The sequence below is a fragment of the Nostoc mirabile CHAB5784 genome, assembly GCF_020829645.1.
GTDB lineage: Bacteria > Cyanobacteriota > Cyanobacteriia > Cyanobacteriales > Nostocaceae > Nostoc > Nostoc mirabile.
Genome location: NZ_JAIVFS010000001.1, coordinates 228784 through 250458, shown reverse-complemented (window position 1 = coordinate 250458; position 21675 = coordinate 228784). Strand labels below are relative to the sequence as shown.

The window sequence follows — 21675 nt, the reverse complement described above, 5'->3', positions numbered from 1 at the left end:
AATCAGGACTTACGTAAAATACCTCTCAAACTCTTATTTCTCCGTGTCGCGCCAGTTGCTACAAGTCGGGGAACCGCAAGGGCGCACTGGCTTCTCTCTGTGTCTCCGTGGTAGCCTGCGGCAAGCCGCAACTCTTGGAGACGCTCTCGGGTTTGCGTCTACGATTTTCCGTTGCCTGTGCGTAAGCCAATACGCTTGACTTTTAAGACAGTCGCTACACATTTTTATTTTTTGGGCTTAACTGAACCGTATTGGTGCGTAAGTCCTATGGATAAGGCACAGAGCCAAATAAGATGTGTAAATAATTTTGCATTACTACTTATTGGTTACTAAACATTACTTGTAGTGCTAACAAGTTTCTCCCCTTTCAACATCCGCGCCGCAGCTTCAAGTAAAGCTTCTTCGAGATAGGGCTTGGTAAAGTAGCCACTAGCACCGAGTTGAGCTGCAATTTGTCTGTGCTTGTCTGCACCTCGTGAGGTGAGCATGGCGATCGGTAAGTGGTTGAGGTTAGAGTCTTTCTGAATGCGAGAGAGTAACTCCAGACCATCGCAACGGGGCATTTCGATGTCGCAAAATACGATATCGCAAGGCAGACCAGAGCGGAGTTTATCCCAAGCTTCCTGTCCATCACGCGCCTGTTCTACACGATAACCTGCCTTATTAAAGGTTAGGGAGAGCAACTCTCGGACTGTAATCGAGTCATCGACGATTAGCACTGTCGGATCAATCTTCGCAGGAGAGATGTCTACAGGGATTCCTTTCTGTTGCCAAGAATTGCCACCAATTTGTGTAGAAATCCGTCCTTGGAAGATGTCAATTATTTCTAGTACGTCAGCAATAGGCATAATCCGACCATCACCCAGGACTGTAGCACCAGCGACACCAATGGGTTTAGGCGCTGGCCCTTCAAACTGCTTAATTACAATTTCTTGTTCGCTCAACACTAGGTCAATCTGTAGAGCAATTAGGGTATTTGCCGATCGCACCACGACCACAGAAACCATATCATCATCTCTAGTGCCGCCATAGACATTGCCGCGACTGATTTGGCGATTGAAGGTTAAAAGTTCCTTCAGAGGTCGGAATGGCAGCACCGTATCGCGCCAGGAAATAAATGATTCCCCATTGGCATCGTGCTGGATATTTTTGACTGGTATATCCAGCGTATCTTCTACACCGTCCATCGGGAAAGCGATTCTGGCTCGATCAGAGACGCAGCAGAGAGCTTTACAAATACTCAGAGTCAGTGGCAGACGAATGGTGAAAGTGGTTCCCTTACCGATCGCAGAATCAGTGTTCACTGTCCCCCGAATTTCGCTAATCTCGGAGCGTACTACGTCCATACCCACACCACGACCAGAAATTTCATCTGCTTGGTCTTTGATTGTAAAACCAGACTGGAACAGCAGATCATAAACTTCCAGGCGAGACATGGCTTTTGCCTGCGCTTGTGTAATCATGCCAATCTTCACCGCCTTAGCCTTAACCTTTGCTGAATCGATGCCTGCGCCATCATCGCCTACAGAAATGATCGTTTGGTTGCCTTGGTGGAAGGCACGGATAGTAATGATTCCTATGGCTGGTTTACCAGCAGCTTGCCTTTCTTCTGCCGTTTCAATACCGTGAGCGATCGCATTATTCAGCATGTGAGTTAACGGATCGGTGAGATGATCCAAAATCATCTTGTCAATTAAGGTATCGCCACCTTCGATCACCAACTCCACTTGTTTGCCACACTTGATGGCGTTGTCGCGCACTCCTCGCCGCCAGCGATCGATAGTTTGAGCAAAAGGCACCATTCGCGCTCTTGTTAATCCCTCTTGTAGCTGGGTAGTTACTTGGCGGAACTGCCTTGCTACTCGCTCGGTTTCTTCGGTAACAAAATCAATGTCACTTGCCGACTCACGCACTCGAACAATGCGTTCAATCATCTGCTGGGACAGGGTATGGAAGGGAGTAAAACGATCCATTTCTAACTCGCTAAAACCCCTATCGGCATTGGAATCAGGCGCTTGGAGTCCGGGGTCTTTCTTTTTGCGTCCAGCTAATAGAGAAGCTTCTAGTAGCGATCGCTCGTACAACTCTTGCATTCTTGCGCCTACATCTGAGAGTTGTTGTACCTGAATTAGCAAGTTATCTAATGACTGCCGCAGCCGTTCATGATCCTGCTCTAAGGTATTGCGATTTACCACCAACTCCCCAACTAAATTACTCATATCGTCTAGTTGCTTAACTGGAACCTTCATCGTTTCTTCAAATCTTGCAGTTCGACGAGTAGAGGGACGGGGAATTTTGTTGGTGTTAGATTTTACTGATGGTGAATGGGATATTGTTTGATCCGCTTCTGCCAGCAACTTCTCCAAATCACCAAATTCATCTGTAGCTGGTGATGGAATGGCATTTTTCGCCAAGACTGGTTGATTGTTGAAGGGCTGGCGTTGGCGTAGCCCGTTGTAGACATCGCTGTTGTTATCTGTACCTAGCAATTCTTCCAGGGCTGCAAAATCTACTTCTGGTATCTCCTTAGCTTTGGGGTTAAGTGCTACTTCCTCTCCTAGTAATGCTTCCAAGTCTGCAAAGTCATCTTCTGGAGCAACTACTTCAACGTTTTCTGTCGTTACCAATTCTTCAATTGAGGTAACAATAGCGTTTTCGCCCTCTGACACTGGTACAGGTTCAGATGTCTCTGCTAGATCCCACAAATCGGTTTCTACACCTTCCTGAATAACCGTTTGTGAATCAATTGTTGTCGCACTTTCTCCTAATTCTTCCTGGTTTATTGCTTCTGATAGAGCAGTTTCTGTAAACAATAAATCATTTGCAAAACCAAGCTCTGTATCTTCAATATCTCTGTTTTCTAGGAACTCAAAGGCAGTTTCTAAGTTATTCTTCGGCTCAGTACCTAAAACTTCTGGGCAAGTCTTGGCTAAATCTGAAGTTTCCTCAAAATTAATATTTTCTATAGCCGATAGTTTATCCACAGTATTATTTGTGGTTTCCATCTGAATATAGGTGGATGTAGCGACATCCTCAAACAGCAGTTGCGGATTTTCATCGAAAGAGTCGAATGAATCATCTGGCTGTGCTTGAAATGATCCTAAATCTGAAGTTTCCCCAAAATTAATATTTTCTATAGCCGATAGTTCATCCACAGTATTATCTGTGGTTTCAATCTGAATATAGGTGGATGTAGCGACATCCTCAAACAGCAGTTGCGGATCTTCATCGAAACCGAGCAAATCATCTGGCTGTGCTTGAAGTGATCCTAAATCTGAAATTTCCCCAAAACTGTTATCTAGAGAATTTTCTATAGCCGATATATCCAGATTATCTGTGGTTTCCATCTGAATATAGGTGGATGTAGCGACATTTTCAAACAGCAGTTGCGGATTTTCATCGAAACCGAGCAAATCATCTGGCTGTGCTTGAAGTGATCCTAAATCTGAAATTTCCCCAAAACTGTTATCTAGAGAATTTTCTATAGCCGATATATCCAGATTATCTGTGGTTTCCATCTGAATATAGGTGGATGTAGCGACATTTTCAAACAGCAGTTGCGGATTTTCATCGAAAGAGTCGAATGAATCATCTGGCTGTGCTGGAAGTGATTCTAAATCTGAAGTTTCTCCAAAACTAATATTTTCTATAACCGATAGTTCATCCACAGTATTATCTGTGGTTTCGATCTGAATATAGGTGGATGTAGCGACATCCTCAAACAGCAGTTGCGGATTTTCATCGAAAGAGTCGAATGAATCATCTGGCTGTGCTTGAAGTGAGGCTAAATCTGAAGTTTCCCCAAAGTTGATATTTTCTGTAGCTGATAGTTCATCCACAGTTTCATCTGTGGTTTCCATCTGAATATAAGTGGAGTCTCTAGCGACATCCTCAAACAGCAGTTGCGGATTTCCATCGAAAGGGTTGAATGAATCAAGTTCCAGATCAACAGCAGATATCTCTGAGGGCTGATTAGTAAATTCTGGAACAAAATCTAAAGCTTCTGGTTGTTGCGATCGCTTGATAATTTCTTCCCCTAGATGCTGCGCCAACAAAGGCGTTTCAGGCGCAAAGGGCTGTATGCGATCGCTGATTGCAGGGGAAATACTTGGGTTACTCGGTGTTAACTCATCAAATAAATTATCTCCAGAATCTGATGAGAATATCAAATCTAGCTGCTCTTGCTGCTGGAAATTGAGATCAAAATCTTCTTCTATGTCAAAACTGGCTATAGGAGAAGGTATTGGCTGCTGACTGTCGGCAAAAATGTCATTAGTTGCAGCAAACAAACTCTCTTCTAACGCCCTTTCCACATTTTGCTCAATTAAAGAATTGAATTCGTCCTGTTCCTCTGTGGTTTCCTGGTTCCAGAAGTTGCTCAGATCATTTTCTGATTCAGAAAACTCAGGTGCTGTTGTTGGAGATGTATCAAATAAATCACCGACTTCTGGTTCACTTGTAGGCAGTGGTGTCTGTTCTTCCATTTCAGCAAATAGGCTGTCTAAAGACAAGCCTGTTTCCTGGGGTAATTCTACGTAGTCACTAGGGGTAATTTCTTCTACCCAATTTGCATTTCTAGTTTCTAAGAATAAGTTATCAAAACTGTTTTGTTGGTTGGTAGATAGTTCCACAGAGGCGTTCACTTCTGTTTCTGGTTGAGTTACTTCGCCTGTAGGTAATAGTTCTATATCATCATCTAGCGCCAGTGTCAATAAATCTTGAACCACATCGTTTTTGTTGACATCAGGAGGCAGGTTTGTATCACTATAAATATCAATAAATTCTTGTAAATCTTGGGAAGAAGAGTCTAAATTTATATCAAGTACGTTAATATCGCTTAACTCTAAAGTCGTAGCAGATGTTTGTTGATTTTGCGATTCTGAATTCTCTTTTTCTAAAAAATTGTCGCCAAATAACAAAGATAAATCTTCTGTAGTGGCTGTGGTTGTTGGGTGCTGCTCGTTGCTTGTATCTTCATCAAAAGAGAGGAAATCGGATAAATCGCTATTAGCATCCTCAGCGTCTGTGCTGCTGAAATCAATCCCAAAATCATCCGTAGCAGCAATATCTAAGGTTTCTTCTTGATGCCAGCTTTCATCTAGTTCGGGAGTATCACCGTCAAATAAATCGGCAAGGGTATTTAACTCAGCTATTCCTACCTCTGGGCCATTGGGGTCAAGATTGCTACTGATTGGATGTACTTCTTCATGTGTGGCGAAAGTAAGACTAGTGTGAGTAGCAGCGTTTAGTGGTGTCCCTTGTTGAATATAGGGGCGATCGCCCTTGACGTTGGCGTAGCCAGACGCTCGCGGACTCGTTGGCGCAGCCTCTCCAAGAGTTGAGGCTGCGCTATCCTCGTCTAGATTAAGTTCTTCAGTTGTCTGGGCTAGGTTAGTTATGACTAACGGCTCGGTGTTAGCAGATAGAATTGGCTCTGAGGCAGTTGATAATTCTGTCAAAGCCGCAGACTGTTCGTCAAACAAATCAGGGGTAACTTCTAATAACTCAATTTCAGCAAGGTTCAAAAGCGCTTCTAGTTGCTGACTAATTGCAATTTCGGCTTCCCTACCTTGCAAGACTAATTCTTGAGCTTGCTTGATTTCGGTAATGACAATTTTAGCTAAAGTGAGATAGGTATTTTCAGGATTGCCGATCGCACTCGCTGCTGCTTGACACAAACCACACCACTTGGACAAATTCCAAGTTTCACCAAGTCTAACTAACTGGTAACAGCATTCCTGAAGGTTTTGTCGAGTTGAGGGTGTTGTTGTTTGCTTAAACAGTTGCAACATTTCCCGCAGTCTTTGCAGCACCTGGGCTTGAAATTCGCTCCAATTATTTTCTTTGGCGGTGAGAGGCGATCGCGCAGCATTGTCTCGCACTTCTTGGGGTGTTACTGAGAACGATATTTCTGGAGATTCCTGATGGGTGTCTTCTGGCAAACTGGGAATATCTCGCCGCAGGAAAAGTTCTGTAAGTGTGGAGACATTCTCTACAGAGGTTGTGTGTCGTTCTGTTGTGCTAGCTACTCCATTTTTTCCTTGTTCTACAAGTAGTTCCAGATGCTGATACAGCCATTGAAAGACTGGCTCAGTTTCTGACATCAAAGTATTAGCTGCATCTTCAGAAAGACCATAAGGCCCGCTCAAATGCTCTAACAGCGCTTTCAGGGTATCAGATACACCAAGAAATAAAGACTCTAACTTTTGGTCAATCTGAACCGGATTATCTTTGAGAACTTTAAAACAATCTTCTAGACGGTGGGAGGTATGCTGGATGCTAGTCAATCCAAGCATCGCCGCTCCTCCTTTGATGGAGTGAGCCGCCCGGAAGACTTCACTGATCATTTCCGGGTCGTTCAGTGTACCCTCTAAATTCAGCAAGCCCTGCTCAATGGTATTCAGGTGATCCCTGGCTTCTTCGATAAAGTAACCCAAAATCCGCTGTTGTTGTTCCGGCAGCATAGTTTTTTAGTCATTAGTCATTGGTCATTGGTCATTGGTCATTGGTCATTAGTCATTGGTCATTAGCAAATAAAAATTGGACTTTGGACAAATGACAATTTATCTGGTTTCCGTAGTTTCCACTCGGAAACGTTCAACGGAGGCGATCAAGTCACGGGATACACCAACTAAGTGTTGTAGCGCACCTGAAACTCGCTGTGCTTCCTGGGAAGTTTCTTGCGCGGTGAGTTCTACTGATTGCATTACGTGAGCGACGGCGCGGGAAGTTTCAGTTTGTTCCACAGTGTCGCTGGTAATTGAGCGTACAAGAATATCGATGCGATTCGCCACTTGAATAATGTTTTCGAGCGATCGCTTGGCTTCTTCTGCCAATTTTGTACCTTTAATTACTTGTTGTGTGCCTTCTTCCATCGCGGTCATTACAGAGCCTGTTTCGCTTTGGATTTGCATCACAATTTGTTCAATTTCCTTCAGAGATTTAGCAGATTTGTCTGCTAACTGGCGCACTTCGTCTGCTACGATCGCAAACCCGCGTCCAGCTTCTCCTGCCCTTGCCGCCTCAATACTAGCATTGAGTGCCAGTAAGTTTGTTCTGGAAGCAATTTGGGAAATCAACGCCACAATTTTAGAAATTTCTTGGGAAGATTCCGCTAACCGCTTCACTTTTCGAGTGGTTTCGGCAACGGTTTCTCGAATTTCCAAAATCCCCGCCACAGTATTTTCTACTGCTTCGCCACCTTTGAGAGCGATCGTACTAGCATCACGGGCGACGGTTTCAGCTTCCCGCGCCGCCTCTGCTACCCGTTGAATCGAGTCAGTCATTACTTGTACAGAATTCAGCGTTACCGCCAACTCTTCTGCTTGGCGCAAAGCATCACTAGATAAGGCTCTCGCAAAAGTTTCAGAGTTGGTTGCACCTTTTGTCACATCCTTCGCCGCCACTTTTACCTGTTGAACGATATCCCGCAGGTTTTGAATTGTCAGGTTAAAGGCGTCAGCTACCGCTCCCAATACGTCGGCTGTCACTTCCGCTTGGACTGTTAAATCACCTCTAGCAGCTCCTTCCACATCATCCAAGAGACGAATCACCTGGCGTTGCAGGTTTTCTTTGGCTTCCTCTTGTTCATCGGCTTTCCGTTGGGCTTCACTTGTGGTTGTGAAAATTACCCGCGCCATTTCATTAAAGCCAGTGGATAAATGACCCAATTCATCTTCGGAAAACACTGTGGCTTGAGCATTCAGATTTCCTTGACGCACAGCCTCAAACTGAGCTTGGAGATCATCAGTTGTGCGCCGAATTTGTTTAAGTGCAAGATTTCCCATGAAGCCTGCGGTGGTAAAACCTGCAATCCCAGCTGCGAGTGACATTGCCCAACCTGTGTTCCGCACTGATTCTCGTTGTTGGGCTGGCGAAAATGTGGTAGCGACAAAGCTAACTGTGGCTACAACCAGTGCCGAGACAATGCCCACACTTCCAGCAATTAACCATTGTTTCCTTTCTATGGAGGCATTTTCTAATGGTGCTAACCATCCTTGCTCAACGCTGACGTTGGGTTCGAGTTTTGAGACATCTGTTTGGCTAAAGACTGGAACTTCTTCATGGGAACCAGTCATTGTGAATAGTTCCTCTTCGCGATCGCTAGCTGCACTACTTGCAGAAGCTTCCACGGCTTGAGAACGTCCACTGCCACTAGTTTCTGATGAAGCAGAATGCATTGCTAGATCAGCGAAGTTAGAATCTCCTTCGAGCAGGTCAAACCCTGGAATGTTACCTAAATCATCAAATTCCTCAAAATCATCTAAAAACTCTATATTGCTTTTAGAATTTTCTCCATTCAGTATATTGTTTGAGTCTTCATAAGGGCTTAACCCTTCTGAGCCAAAGGCAGACTCAAATGCTTCCATATCAAAATTATCATCGTCATCAAAGCTATTTTTACCGATAACTTCGCCTGATTTAAACTGCTTTTCTTTTACAGGGAGATTCCTGCTAAAAGACGAAGCATCATCAGATAAATTCGGCGCAAAAGCTTCTTCATCTGCAAAATTTTTTGACTTCAACCAATCGGGTGCTTCGGTTTCAGGCAAATCATATTGACTGTTGCTATTTGTTGATGAACTATTTTTAAGTTCTTCTTGAACAATAAATAAAGTTTCGTCTCCCAAACTAGATTTTGTATATTCCAAGTCTTCATTACTAAGCTCTGGGGACTTTGGCTCACTCAATAAATCAGGGAAATTATTCTCGTTATTCCCAGTTTTGGAATTAGAAGATGAAGAGTTATTATTGTCAATAGCTGAATTCCCGCGATCGGAATTTTTCCCATTATCTGAAAAATGACTATTTACTAATGATTCTTCGTGGCTTTCTTCTGATATATCTTCCTGCCAGAAAGCAGGCAACTCTAATTCTGCTTTCTCCTCCCATTTGCTGTTATTTAACTCTTGTTCCTGTAGTTCTTCATTGAAAGCAAAAGGATCGTCACCATAAGCTGTAGAAGAATCTGATATTTGTCTCGTTCCAATACTATCTTCTGTTGGTATATCAAATGGACTTTTTGAAGATAGTTCCTCAACGCCATTTACAGGTTCTTGATGCTCTCCAAAAAAGTTCAAATCAAGGTTATTGCTGTCAAAATCCTTACTAGCGCCCAAATCTTCTAATTCTTGTTCGCTATATACCAGTGCATCAGACATCTCTGGGGAATTAATTTGCTCTTGACTATCTGATGTATCAATTTCCCCACCGAATGATTGTAAATATTGATTGATATTCTCAATTCCATTATTGGCAAAACCAATAATTTCTTGATCGTTAGTCAAGCGTAATACCTGTTGATATTCTTCTTTTGCTACATCGTACTGCTGTAAAACATAGTAAATGTGACCCCTTAGCAAATGGGAGTTGGGGTCATTTGGTAAATTTTGCACCACTTGGTCAACTAAAGTGGCGGCAACCTCATAATTCCTTTGAACATAGGCGGTCATCGCCTGTTGATATGTTGGCTCGTAATTATCAATACTTGCTGCCATTTCCTCCTCCAATTTCATCCTGCCCACCTAGCACTCCGTAAAATTGCCATTTGATCGAGTAGTCGTAGACACTGATTGTTTTTAGCATCTAATAACCACTCTCCACGTAAAAAGGGAGCCATAGTATCTGGAACACTAGTTGGTGGCATGAGATTCTGGACATCCAACCAGTCCATGCCACCAATTTCCTCTACTGCTAAACCCACTATTGTGTCTTGCTCTTCAATGGCAATCACCGAAATTTCAGCTCTATCCGTGTTTAATGCACTTGCTTCCCCAAGAAATTGACCCAAATCAGCTACCCAAATAACTCGACCTCGTAAATTTAGAGTACCCAAAAGTAAAGGAGAAGCATTAGGAATCGGAGTGATTCTATCAGGACTTAGTTCAATTACCTCCCGAATGCCAGTTGCTTGTAGTGCAAACTCCTGATGCGAGGGAATGTAAAACCTCAAATGTAACTCACCTTCAGGACTTTCTACTTGTAATTCTGGTCGGAAATGGTCTTGACCACTGCCACTTAAAAAGTCCGGTTTGCTGACCATATTGCTTTTATTTTTATCCTCGCAGCAGTTGTTTGACTGTTCCCACCAACTCGGTTGGTTGAAAAGGTTTGGCTATGTAAGCGTCTGCACCCTGCTTCATGCCCCAATAGCGATCAAATTCTTCGCCTTTGGAAGAACACATAACCACAGGGACATTTTGGGTTTTTGGATCGGATTTTAAGCGCCGACAAACTTCGTAGCCGTTCATTCGGGGCATGACAATATCCAATACCACTAAATCGGGAGGTGCTATTTGAATTGCCTCCAATGCTTCTAATCCATCACTGGCATGGGTTACTGTTAGGCCAGTTGCTTTCAGGAGGTCTGTAATCATCTCCCTTTGCGCGATACTGTCTTCCACAATCAGAACTGTACTCATAAGTGTCTATTTACCCCCTGATGTAAACGTTCCTATTTGGAACATTCTTTGATTCCCCCGCAAGTATTAACTGTATAAATTAATTGTATGTTCTCACTATTTTCCTGGATATTGACGTTTCACTAAGTTGGCTGACTCTGTGATAACATCTTTTAACTGATCTTTTAGTAGATCAACAAATCTTGGATCACTTTAGATGCTCCATACCCCCTCAATTTGCGTTAGCGAATCATTGAGCGTCTTTTAGGTTTTAGATTGTTCAATCCAAAATCCAAAATCCAGAATCCAGAATCTAAAATTATTCTGCCCAATTCCCACTTGCCCTGAACGTATCGCTAAAGCGAAAGCTCCGCTAACGCGTAGCGTCTCCAAGAGTTGCCGAAGGGATGCCCAATACCCAATTTTCATTGGTTGTTGATATATTTCTCTACGAGCATAAGTAACTCAGTGTCTGTAAATGGTTTTGTTAAATAATCTGTTGCCCCGACCATACTAGCTTTGACTCGATCAATAAATCCATCTTTACCGGTGAGCATGATAATCGGTGTGAGCCGAAATGCTGTTGAATGTCGCAGCATGGCGCAAACCTCGTACCCCTCCAATTCCGACATGGCAATGTCGCATAAAATTAAATCCGGTTTGAGTTGAAAAACCAGACTCAGTGCCTCTAAAGGATTGGTGAGAGCGATCGCTTCATAACCTTGTGCTTGTAAGATCGAATTTATAGTCTCACCGATGGCGATCGCATCGTCAATACATACTATTCGCCCCCTGTGTTTTCCCTTCAATTCCCCGTTATCAGTGTGGGGATCTGGTTCAGTTGTAACTGAATATACTAGTTGTAACCAACTCTGTTGCACGTATGGATATATTGCCTTAGCGACTGTCAAAATGTCTCGGTTGAGATAGCGAGCTAGTTGACGCAAGGATGTTTTACCATCAGCCCAATGTTGTAATTTCTCCACAGTTGCTTCTGGTAGGGAGGATTGTAGGTGAACTTTGTCAGATAGTACTGGCAATTGTTCTGGAGACTGAATGTGTGGATACAGTTGCTTCCACTCTTGCACCTGCTTCGTAATTTTTGTAACAAATGGAGCAATCTCGAAAGTGTTTAATTGCGGGGCAAGTGCCGCACCCTGATGGAAAATGAAGTTCCCTTGGTGTAAACTCAGCAGGTCAAAGAGGGTTTCATGTACCAAGCCGTGAATGATACTACCAGCTATCTTGGGGTTGATAATATTTCGCTCCAAGAGTGCCCACAGATAGGCATACTCTGGCGCGTCGGTTGATGATAAAGAGGCAATTTGTTTGTCGGTAAGTCGCATCTCGACTCGATAATGACGTAAATAATCGTTAATTCTGGATAAACTACTCTCACCTTCTTGGCAATAGATAATTTGACCATTGAGGAAAAAGACGAACCAAGACTGTTGTTTGAGGCGATAAATGCTTGCTCCCTCTCCACCCAGTTTGTTGTTATGGTGAGAGCTAGTAGCTCTCACCCATAGCTGCCCAGTTCGTTGTCCCAACTCAATCAATTGCAAGATACTGCAAATATCAATTTCATTTAAATTTCCCTGCATTTAGCTAAAAAATACTCCTTCTAATGCGGTTAATATTATTTTTAAATGGGTTTGGGCTTAAGTTGACACATACAAGCAATGTTCCCTACGATCTGTTGCATCCAAAGGAGAATTGCTATAGATTCAGCTATAAAGTTTAATCTTTCGTAATACACTTTGACAAAGCTAGTGTTAACACGGAAGTCATCATCACTGTCATCAGTACAAAATATAAAGGCGCGATCAACTCGCTTTTATAAATATCAAGACGTAATATCTTGCGTCTATAGTTTTGTCTGTCTTGTTCTCCTAAACTTCGGTTCAGTGAGAAAAGTTAACAGAATTATTTAAGGTATATCCCAAAACATAAACTTTAAGTGCATCAATAAGGACTAACGGTGTGCTGTATTTAGCAGAAGTACAAAAACAGAAAGGTGGTTTACTCAGTGGCGGTGGCAAAACTGAACTGAAACTGCTAGCTTGTCAGCGAACTGACCAGAATTGGAGTCCTGTGTCGGAAGAAGTGATTGTCGCTGAAGACGCAAGCAAATTAAATGATGGTGCTTTGGTACTGGTTGAACTGAATCCAAATCGTCAAGTGCAGCGGATTCAAGAAGCAGGGCGGCCACTAGTCAACATTTTGCAGAATTTTTCCCGCCAATTGGAGAAATTTAAGCTCAAGGAAGATGAAATTGATCAGTGGAAGCAATCGCTGACGTTTCAGGCGCAAGAGTTGAATCGCCGTGAAATGGACATGGAAGTACGCTCAGAACAGTTGCAACTATTGGAGGAAGAGTTGCAACAACTAGAGGAGCAAAAACAGGAAGTTGAGACATCCCGCCAGGAAATTGAACGGTTACAAACAGAAATTGAGCGCAACCGCCTAGAATTGGAAGGCGCTTGGGAGCATTTGCGGGGTGAGCAGCGCCGTCTGGAGGAACGTCTTGCAGATTTCCAACAGGGGACGGTTTTAGATGAGGAGCAAAGTCGGGTAATGAGTGAGTTACTCGATGGCTTGTCTAGTCGTGTTGCTCCCACGGAAACAGTAAGAGAACACCTCCATCTGGCCTTTGAATTGGTCGAAAAGCAGCAAGCTATTCTTACCCCCCACTGGCAAAAACTGGAGGAGCAAAAAACTGCGATCGCACAACAGCAAGAAGAAGTCGAGCTATTGTCACAAACCTTTAGCGATCGCCAAAATGCACTGCAACAAGCACAAAATTCTCTAGTCCAGCAAACAGCCCAATTGCAGATAAACACAGCAGACTTTAACAGCAAGCAAGAGTATGCTCGGATAATCAAAGAGCAGTTACGCAACGCCGAAGAGTTATATCAACAAATTCACTCTTTGTCCGCAACGTCTGGTGGTGTAGTTCTCGGCCAGCAAGCTGATGTGGAAGCTTTAGAGAAAATGCCTTTAGAAGAACTGCAAAAGATAGTTCAAGACTTGCAGTATAAGTTAGAAATAGACGCTAGCTTTGTTCACGATCAAGAACAAGAACTGAAATATAAACAAGAAGCTATAGAAGAACTGCAAAATAAATTAAATCACGCATCTGACCATGACCATATCAATTTGGAACTGGAACTAACGGATGAAAAAGACCTCTATCAGATGCTAAACTCCAGTTTAGTGGGACAACGCCGCAATATGTTACAGCATCAAAAGTTTCTCAAGCAACACCAAGCTGTATTGCTACGGCGACAAGGACATACTGTTGTTGATGAAAAAGAGGGTAATAAAGTTAATTTAGAACCGATTCTGTTACAAATTGAAACCCAGCGACAACAATATTCACAGGAAGTCCAAAAGCTAGAACGTGAAATTGAGCAGATTCGTTCTGGTATTGAGCTAAATCAGGGAATGATTGACAATCAAACTCACAATCTAGATGAAAAGCGCCAAGAACTGAAAGCGATCGAGGAAAACTTGCTATCTCTACGAAGAACAACTTCTGAATGCTGTGGTCGAGTGAATCTCTATCAAGAAGCACTACAACCAATTCAGGATTCTCTAGATGGATTACGGCAGAAGCTGCAAGGAATTGGAGAATCTTTGGATCAATTCCAGGAAACTGGTGATTATCAAATCCAAGCGATCGCTCAGTTGCGTCATACTCTCCAGAGTTTAATGCCTCAGCCACAATTACTAGCGTCTTAACAAGTACTTGGGCTAAAGCCCAAGCTAAAGCCCAAGTACGAACTACGAACTTAGTTATTATTCCATAAATAAACTAGATTCTATATGAAAAAACTCTCCCAGGTTACGCGCTTGTTCTGTATTTATTTTCTGTTGTCCATTTAAAATATTATCAACCAAATCTTCTGTCCCTAAAACCGCTACTAAATCATCTCTACTTCTCTCAGATTCCTCTAAAATAAATAACAACATAGATACAGGATTATTCTGCTGGCTTGGCTGATAATATTCTTGTTCAAACTTTTCAATTAAAGTAATTAATAAATGATAAAGTTCGTCTTCTTCTGGGGTGCGTTCCCAGTGCATTAAATCTTCTACTATCTTTAAAGCTTGCTCATTTTCAACTTCACTTTTTATCAGCTTGGGAAGATAAGCTGTTAATAATTCTTTGTATTTATCTGGATTAAAAGTAAGGGTCATCTTTCCAGTTATCCTTATCATATTCCGCATGTGTGAGGATATACTTAATATAAATTAACTGTCCTTCATAATCTATACTAACAATCAACCGATATTTATTTCCTTTAATATTGAAAACTGTAAAATTACCAACAGCTTCAGTTTTAGGGAAAACCTGCTGTACTTCAACTAAATTTAAGCATTTCGCTTTAGTAACAACTTTATACCAATTACTTAGTGCTTCCTGACAGTCTGCATGGTTTTCTGCATATTCTCTTAAAATTCTAAAACTAATAATGTGCATCGCCCCTGATAACAAAAAGACTTTAAATAACTATTTAAAACAGATCCAGTCGCCTTCTACTTGAGCGATCGCACCACCAGGAAATGGATCAGTTTGCGATCGGTTGGGCGCTATAATTAGAGCCGTTAATTTTTCGATGTGTTCAAAACTGGGGGCATCAGTCAGTATTTGCTGCAACACCTGACGCATCACCCGACGTTGCAATGCCAATGGTGCTTTCTGCAATACCCGACGATTGAATCTCAACGGAAGAAGAGGAGTAAGAGAATCTTCTTCATGCCCCATGCCCAATGCCCTATCCCGCAACTCCTGGGCAGCTTGTTCTAAATATTCCACTTCTGCTTGGAGAAGTTCTGCTGTTTGGGCTAAGGCTGATTCTACTTGGGGATTAAAATTTTCCCGCAAATATGGTATTAACTCTTGGCGAATGCGGTTGCGGGCATATTGCAAATCTTGATTGGTGGAATCTTGCCAAATTGGCAATTTAAATTCTTGACAAAATTGCTCTGTTTGTGTTCGCGTGATTTCTAAAAGTGGACGCACTAGCATAATGCCTGTAGTTAGGGGGCGTTGCCAAGTCAGGGCTTGTAAGCCATCAGCACCAGTACCGCGAATTAAATTGTAGAGGAGAGTTTCGGCGCGATCGCTTGCGGTGTGTCCTGTAACTATATATTGATAATTATTTGCTTTGGCGATCACACTTAAAGCTTGATAGCGCCAATTGCGTGCAGCAGCTTCACTATTTATAGATTCGTTCGCTGTTTCTAAATAAAAGGATATCTCCCAAGTTTTAGCTAAATTTTCAACGTGATGAGCATTAGCTTCGGAGTCAGAACGCCAACGATGATCGCAGTGGGCAATACCTAAATCCCATGCCCATTTGGATTGTAAATCTAAAAGTAATTTTATTAAACACAGAGAATCTTGTCCGCCGGAGACAGCGATTAATAGACGCTGGTTGCGCTCAAATAAGTGGCGCGATCGGATGGTGCGATGGATTTTTGCGTGTAGGGGAGTCCACACCATATTTGGAACTTCTCATACTAATTCGTAATTCGTAATTTTTGAAAGTCAGATTCAATTTGGGCTTCCAGGTTTGGGTTTGTTGCCTTATTTTAGGCAATTCTTGCAACACAAGGTAAATAATTTTGCAACCCTCTCTGCGTCTGTGCGTGAACCTTATCTCCAATTCAACGCATAATATACAGAATCTTGGATAAATTGGTAGGTGATTTAATGGCAAAAATTCAAGTCGGTATTGAGGGTGAAGGCGCACCAGCAGCCGCCGAGGCTTTGCTAGAAATTCCTGGAATATCAGGAAGCTATGAAGTTCCGACGCAAAGAGAGGGAACTTTGGCTGCCATTGCTACGATTATCGGCATTGTTGGTGGTGCTGTGGCTTTAGCTGAACAAATTCGCAAATGGTATCAAGAATGGCATAAATCTCATCCAGGAAAGCAATTTGATGTGGTAATTCTTGACCCTGATACTGGAAACAGGATTTTACTTGAAGAAGCTACCATAGAGGAAATCACGGAAATCCTCAAATCTCTCAGCAAATAAAGTGCAAACTATCCGCATTCAACTTCGGGAAAGTACGCAGGAAACAGTTGAACTCAGGTATTGGCTACCTCAAATAAAGCACTATGAATCACGTCGCCTGAAATTAGCAGAAATCGCTAATTTCCTCAAGCAAGGAGAACGAGATTACTATAAACTGCTGCCCAATTTACCAGGAATCGGGCAGCAGTTATTTTTTTGGTTGGATGGGGATGGACGGTGGTTGAGTCGGGGAATTGCTAACTGTCGCGGTGAAGGGTTGGTAATTGCTATTGATACCGATCGCAAATTGGCACATCTACCTTGGGAAGTGCTGCATGATGGTGAGGATTTTTTGGTCAAGCGGGTTAATCCAGTGGTGTTACCTCTGCGCTGGATTGAGAAAGAAACGGCAGGATTTTCTGTGGAAGCACGACAATTGCGAGTATTGTTTATGGCAACCGACCCGGAAGACGTGGAACCAAAGTTAGAGTTTGAACAGGAAGAGGCGAGAATTCTGGCAGATACGCGAGATTTTGCTGTAGATTTACGGGTGGAAGAAAGCGGTTGCATTAGCGAGTTGGGTAAGGTGTGGAGTCGCTATTTTAATGACTTTGATGTGTTTCACCTCACAGGACACGCCTCTATTAAAGATGAAGCACCTTACACGCCTTACTTTATCACTGAGACGGAAATTGGCGATCGCCACGAAACCACAGCCGCAGAACTTGCCGAAGTCTTCCGGTTTCGCTTTCCCAAATTGGTGTTTTTATCTGGGTGTCGGACTGGACAAGCACCAGATAAAGGGGCTGTCCCTTCAATGGCTGAGGCACTAATTGCCCAAGGGGCTAGGGCGGTTTTAAGTTGGGGGCGGCCTGTGGAAGATCGGACAGCTACAGCCGCCGCCGCGCACCTCTACGGCAAATTGGCAGCCGGATATCAATTAGCTGAAGCACTCGCTAGCACTTACCAGCAGTTGTTTAAACAGAATGTGCGTGACTGGCATTTGTTGCGGTTATATGTCCAGGGAGAATGTCCCGGTGCGTTGGTGGAAGTGTTGGGAGATATCCCACCCTCTGCGCCGGAACCTGCTTATGAACAGTTTTTAGATCCCGATACCCAACAGGTGCGGGTGGCGAAACCCTCTGAGTTTGTTGGCAGACGGCGGACTTTGCAACGTTGTCTCAAAGCTATTCGCACTTCATTAGGGGTACTAATTCACGGACTGGGGGGTGTGGGTAAGAGTACTGTGACGGCGCGACTTCTGGAAAGGATGGTTGGCTATCACAGGCTGGTGAACTTTCGGCAACTGGATGAGGACAAACTGCTCAAAACCCTTGCTGAACAATGTACCTCGGAACGGGGGCATGAAATTCTCAATGGCAAGTTACCCTTGATGCAGCGCCTCACCAAGTTTTTCACTGAAGGACTGAATACCAAAGAACAGCGCTTTGCCTTTGTGCTGGATGACTTTGAGGCAAATTTGGAATTACGAAATGGGGTTTATGTCTTGCAACCACAAGTTGTGGATGTACTGCTGGCGTTGCTGAAGGCGATTCAAAATTCCCAACTTCCCCACAAGGTAATTATTACCTGTCGCTACAATTTCACATTGTCGGAACTGAATCATCGTCTGTACCGCGAACCTTTGGGTGCTTTGGGTGGGGCAGATTTAATTAAAAAGTATAATCGTCTCAATTCGTTTAATGGCAGTTGGCAATTTCAGCCAGAATTGCCGGAACGTGCCAAAAAAGCAGCAGATGGAAATCCTCGGCTGTTGGAATGGTTAGATAAGATTTTGCAAAATTCACAGAACCCCACCCCGCCTACGGCACCCCTCCCCGCAAGCGAGGAGGGGTATATGAGGGGAGTTGAGATGATTCTGCAAAAGATGGCAGATAAGGAAAAGGAATTTCGTGAGGATATTTTGGCTGAGGAATTGCTGAAGCAGCAAACTCCAGCTTTGCGTCAAATGCTGGGGAAGTTGTTGGTGTATGAGTTACCTGTTCCTCAAGCTGCTATTTCCCTGATTTGTGAGGATATCTCAAGTTGGGAAAGTCATATTCAACGCGCTGAAATTTTGGGTTTGTTGGAAGTTACGCTTACCAACAACAAAGAGAGGTTGTATCGTGTTCCCCGGATTTTGTCACCGTTGCTAGAGTTTCCAGAAAACCCCAAGGGTGAAGAGTTGTATAAACAAGCTGCACAAATTTTGTATTGTCTGTGGTGGGAGGCGGAAGGTGCGACGGAACCACAAGGGTTAGAAATTCATCGCTTGGCGTTGTTGGGGAAGGATGAAGAAATTGCGGCGAAAATAGCTAGTTTATTGGCGGGACACTTGCGGAATCAAAGTCGATTTCGGGAAGCAATACATCTGTGCAAATCAACCTTAGAAATTACTAAAAACCATAGTGTTCTCAAAGAAATGGCTTTTTGTGAACATCAAATGGGTGAGGTTGATCGAGCATTAAACTATTACAAACAAGCTTTAAATCTTTGTCCCGCAGAAGACGAAGGAGAATTAGGAGAAATTTATCATTGTTTTGGGATGCTGAAAGCTGACAAAGGGGATGTGGATGAAGCGATCGCACTGTATAATCAGTCTTTGGAAATAGATGAACGCATTGGGGATGTCCAAGGCAAAGCGGCGACATTAAACCAACTGGGAATTATCTACGCCAACAAAGGGGAAGTAGATGAAGCGATCGCACACTACAATCAGTCTTTGGAAATAAAAGAACGCATTGGAAATGTCCAAGGTAAAGCGGTGACGTTGAGCTGTCTGGGAATCATCTACGCCGACAAAGGAGATGTGGATGAAGCGATCGCACTCTACAATCAGTCTTTGGAAATATTTGAACGCATTGGTAATGTCCGAGAGAAAGCGGCGACATTGAACCAACTGGGAATTATCTACGCCAACCAAGGGAAAGTGGAGGAAGCGATCGCACTCTACAATCAGTCTTTGGAAATAACTGAACGCATTGGAAATGTCCAAGGCAAAGCGGCGACGTTGCACCAACTGGGAATCATCTACGCCAGCAAAGGGGATGTGGATGAAGCGATCGCACTCTACAATCAGTCTTTGGAAATAAAAGAACGCATTGGAGATGTCGAAGGTAAAGCGGCGACGTTGCACTGTCTGGGAATCATCTACGCCGGCAAAGGGGATGTGGATGAAGCGATCGTACTCTACAATCAGTCTTTGGAAATAACTGAACGCATTGGAGATGTCAAACGTAAAGCGGCGACTTTGCACTGTCTGGGAATTATCTACGCCAACAAAGGGGATGTGGATGAAGCGATCGCACTTTTCAATCAGTCTTTGGAAATAAAAGAACGCATTGGGGATGTCCACGGCAAAGCAATGACTCTGTGGTGGTTAGGAGGTTTGGCAGAACAGCAGGGTGAATACACTAAAGCGATATCCTATTTGCAACCAGCTTTAGAGATTTTGCAGCGATTGAAGTCACCGGATGCTGAAAGTGTGAGTGCAAGTCTTGATAGGATAATTCGTAATTCGTAATTCGTAATTCGTAATTCGTAATTACTGAAAGATTTTTGTCTCACGCAGAGACGCAGAGGCGCAGAGAAGAACGCGAGAGTGTTTTTTAAGTAAATGAAAATTGCTGTAATGAGTCTTTGATAGTCGTCAACGAGTATTTGAACTGGATTCATCCACCTCTGAACTCCGTTAACGAGTCTTTGAACTGGATTAATCCACCTCTGAACTCCGTTAACGAGTCTTTGAACTGGATTAATCCACCTCTGAACTCCGTTAACGAGTCTTTGAACTGGATTAATCCACCTCTGAACTCCGTTAACGAGTGTTTAATACTCGTGGACAAGTCTTTAGGGACTTCCAAGTAATAAAATCTCCTAATATTTATTGTAGGATGGGCGTCTCGCCCGTCCTGTGAAGTGGGCGGGCAAGATGCCCACCCCACAAGATTGGATAATCTATATGTTGGAGTTCCCTTACAGCAATTCAGGTGAGAGAATCAGGATCTATGCCGAGCGATCGCTAACGATGAAAATATTTAAATGTTTGGACTTTACAACAAGTCTCAATGTGTCGCGGTGTCCAGATCCCCGACTTCTTCGAGAAGTCGGGGATCTATGTTTCTCACGAATAATTTAGGTTAAATCAGGATCTACGCCAAGCGATCGCTTTCTCAAAATTCTGAGTACAGAAGTGCGATCGCCTCTCGCATATCTACCACCGTTACTCCCTCTAATTCCTGACCATAAAATGAACCAAAATGTGTCTTATCACCCGTTACCAAAAGGTCTGCTCTACTCTCTACTGCTGTCGCTAAAATGGGAGCATCTTTCAAAGGTAGTCCTATCTCCATTGCCCAATTGACTCGTGTAATTGGTGCTTCTCCAACTATAGTTAGTTTGGGGATTAAATCTTGCTCCAATCGTGTTAAAGCTTCGGGATATTTAGCTGTAATATTACGCCGTGTTTCTTCCAAAGCATGAGGCGAAGTTAGCAAAGCACAATACCCACCAGAAGCTAACTTAAACAATGCACTACAGCGACCATCAGGACTAATAGCTGCTGCAAAGATAACATTAGCATCCAGGAATAAGCGCATTTATATTCCCTATTCAGCATCTTGAAGCTGTCGCTGAAGTTGTTTAGCTTCTTCGTCAGTTAGGCGATTGGCTATCTGAAACTCCTCGATTCGTTCGTCTGTATATATCTCAATCGGATACACTCCAGCAGGACGTAGTAAAATTCCACCATCAGCAGTAGTTTCCACCAGTAGCATAGTTTCCCCATCCAACCCTAGACGATTAAGAATTGCTTTGGGAATAGAGACTTGACCTGTTTTTCCTAGCTTGATGACTTCCATAAATTCTAAATAACCATAATCCGGCAAACCGGAATTTAATTAAATCATAACTAATCAGGTTTACGAGTGTGATGCGTAAATCAAAACTGCTGTAATGAGTTTTGGATACTCGCGGATGAGTCTTTTATATTCGTTAACGAGTATTTGAACTGGATTCATCCACCTCTGAACTGGGTTAACGAGTATTTGAACTGGATTCATCCACCTCTGAACTGGGTTAACGAGTGTTTGAACTGGATTCATCCACCTCTGAACTGGGTTAACGAGTGTTTGAACTGGATTCATCCACCTCTGAACTGGGTTAACGAGTGTTTGAACTGGATTCATCCACCTCTGAACTGGGTTAACGAGTATTTGAACTGGATTCATCCACCTCTGAACTGGGTTA

The 21675-nt window shown here is 43.2% G+C and carries 15 protein-coding genes; 4 read left to right on the top strand and 11 right to left on the bottom strand.

The genetic code is table 11. The features are described 5' to 3' along the window. Positions 1-329: 329 nt before the first annotated feature. From LC653_RS01225 to LC653_RS01205, 5 genes are all read right to left on the bottom strand, one after another. Positions 330-6464 carry a hybrid sensor histidine kinase/response regulator gene (locus LC653_RS01225; protein WP_229492218.1) on the bottom strand — a complete coding sequence of 2045 codons (6135 nt, stop codon included), beginning with the start codon at positions 6462-6464 and terminating at the stop codon, positions 330-332. 99 nt (positions 6465-6563) lie between these two features. Continuing rightward, on the bottom strand, positions 6564-9497 hold the full coding sequence (locus LC653_RS01220) for a methyl-accepting chemotaxis protein (protein WP_229492217.1): 2934 nt from the start codon (positions 9495-9497) through the stop codon (positions 6564-6566). A 14-nt stretch (positions 9498-9511) separates the two neighbouring features. Further along, entirely contained in the window at positions 9512-10042 is a 531-nt protein-coding gene (locus LC653_RS01215; RefSeq protein ID WP_100898751.1) for a chemotaxis protein CheW, read from the bottom strand. Between the two features lie 13 nt (positions 10043-10055). Next, positions 10056-10421: a response regulator transcription factor gene (locus LC653_RS01210; protein WP_069073698.1), complete on the bottom strand. Its 366-nt coding sequence runs from the start codon at positions 10419-10421 to the stop codon at positions 10056-10058. 404 nt (positions 10422-10825) lie between these two features. Continuing rightward, positions 10826-12004 (bottom strand): response regulator, encoded by a 1179-nt coding sequence (locus LC653_RS01205; protein WP_229492216.1) that lies wholly within the window; start codon positions 12002-12004, stop codon positions 10826-10828. 379 nt (positions 12005-12383) lie between these two features. Between LC653_RS01205 and hmpF the strand changes: the two genes are divergently transcribed. After that, positions 12384-14144 (top strand): pilus motility taxis protein HmpF, encoded by a 1761-nt coding sequence (gene hmpF / locus LC653_RS01200; RefSeq protein WP_229492215.1) that lies wholly within the window; start codon positions 12384-12386, stop codon positions 14142-14144. Between the two features lie 57 nt (positions 14145-14201). On the opposite strand, the gene LC653_RS01195 is transcribed toward hmpF, so the two are convergent. The 3 genes from LC653_RS01195 to tilS are packed head-to-tail and all read right to left on the bottom strand — an operon-like array spanning position 14202 to position 15912. Beyond that, positions 14202-14603, bottom strand: coding sequence for a helix-turn-helix domain-containing protein (locus LC653_RS01195; RefSeq protein ID WP_229492214.1), 402 nt, complete (start codon positions 14601-14603; stop codon positions 14202-14204). Then, on the bottom strand, positions 14587-14886 hold the full coding sequence (locus LC653_RS01190) for a type II toxin-antitoxin system HigB family toxin (protein WP_229492213.1): 300 nt from the start codon (positions 14884-14886) through the stop codon (positions 14587-14589). The genes LC653_RS01195 and LC653_RS01190 overlap by 17 nt, the downstream gene beginning before the upstream one ends. 30 nt (positions 14887-14916) lie before the next feature. Beyond that, positions 14917-15912, bottom strand: coding sequence for a tRNA lysidine(34) synthetase TilS (tilS, locus tag LC653_RS01185; protein WP_229492212.1), 996 nt, complete (start codon positions 15910-15912; stop codon positions 14917-14919). Between the two features lie 210 nt (positions 15913-16122). Here tilS and LC653_RS01180 point away from each other — a divergent pair, with 210 nt between their 5' ends. From LC653_RS01180 to LC653_RS01170, 3 genes are all read left to right on the top strand, one after another. Then, complete coding sequence (locus tag LC653_RS01180; protein WP_229492211.1) at positions 16123-16449, top strand: hypothetical protein; 327 nt, start codon at positions 16123-16125, stop codon at positions 16447-16449. Between the two features lies 1 nt (position 16450). Further along, the gene (locus LC653_RS01175) at positions 16451-19951 is read left to right on the top strand and encodes a tetratricopeptide repeat protein (protein ID WP_229492210.1); all 3501 of its coding nucleotides are present in this window, start codon (positions 16451-16453) and stop codon (positions 19949-19951) included. A gap of 116 nt (positions 19952-20067) precedes the next feature. Beyond that, positions 20068-20295, top strand: a complete 228-nt coding sequence (locus LC653_RS01170) for a hypothetical protein (RefSeq protein WP_229492209.1) — start codon at positions 20068-20070, stop codon at positions 20293-20295. Between the two features lie 305 nt (positions 20296-20600). Here LC653_RS01170 and LC653_RS01165 read toward each other — a convergent pair whose 3' ends face one another. Genes LC653_RS01165 through LC653_RS01155 form a run of 3 tightly spaced genes read right to left on the bottom strand, consistent with a single transcriptional unit; the run spans position 20601 to position 21656 of the window. After that, on the bottom strand, positions 20601-21026 hold the full coding sequence (locus LC653_RS01165) for a putative toxin-antitoxin system toxin component, PIN family (protein WP_229492208.1): 426 nt from the start codon (positions 21024-21026) through the stop codon (positions 20601-20603). Between the two features lie 9 nt (positions 21027-21035). Continuing rightward, the gene (locus LC653_RS01160; RefSeq protein ID WP_229492207.1) at positions 21036-21287 is read right to left on the bottom strand and encodes an AbrB/MazE/SpoVT family DNA-binding domain-containing protein; all 252 of its coding nucleotides are present in this window, start codon (positions 21285-21287) and stop codon (positions 21036-21038) included. A gap of 60 nt (positions 21288-21347) precedes the next feature. Continuing rightward, on the bottom strand, positions 21348-21656 hold the full coding sequence (locus LC653_RS01155) for a hypothetical protein (RefSeq protein ID WP_229492206.1): 309 nt from the start codon (positions 21654-21656) through the stop codon (positions 21348-21350). Positions 21657-21675: the final 19 nt, after the last annotated feature.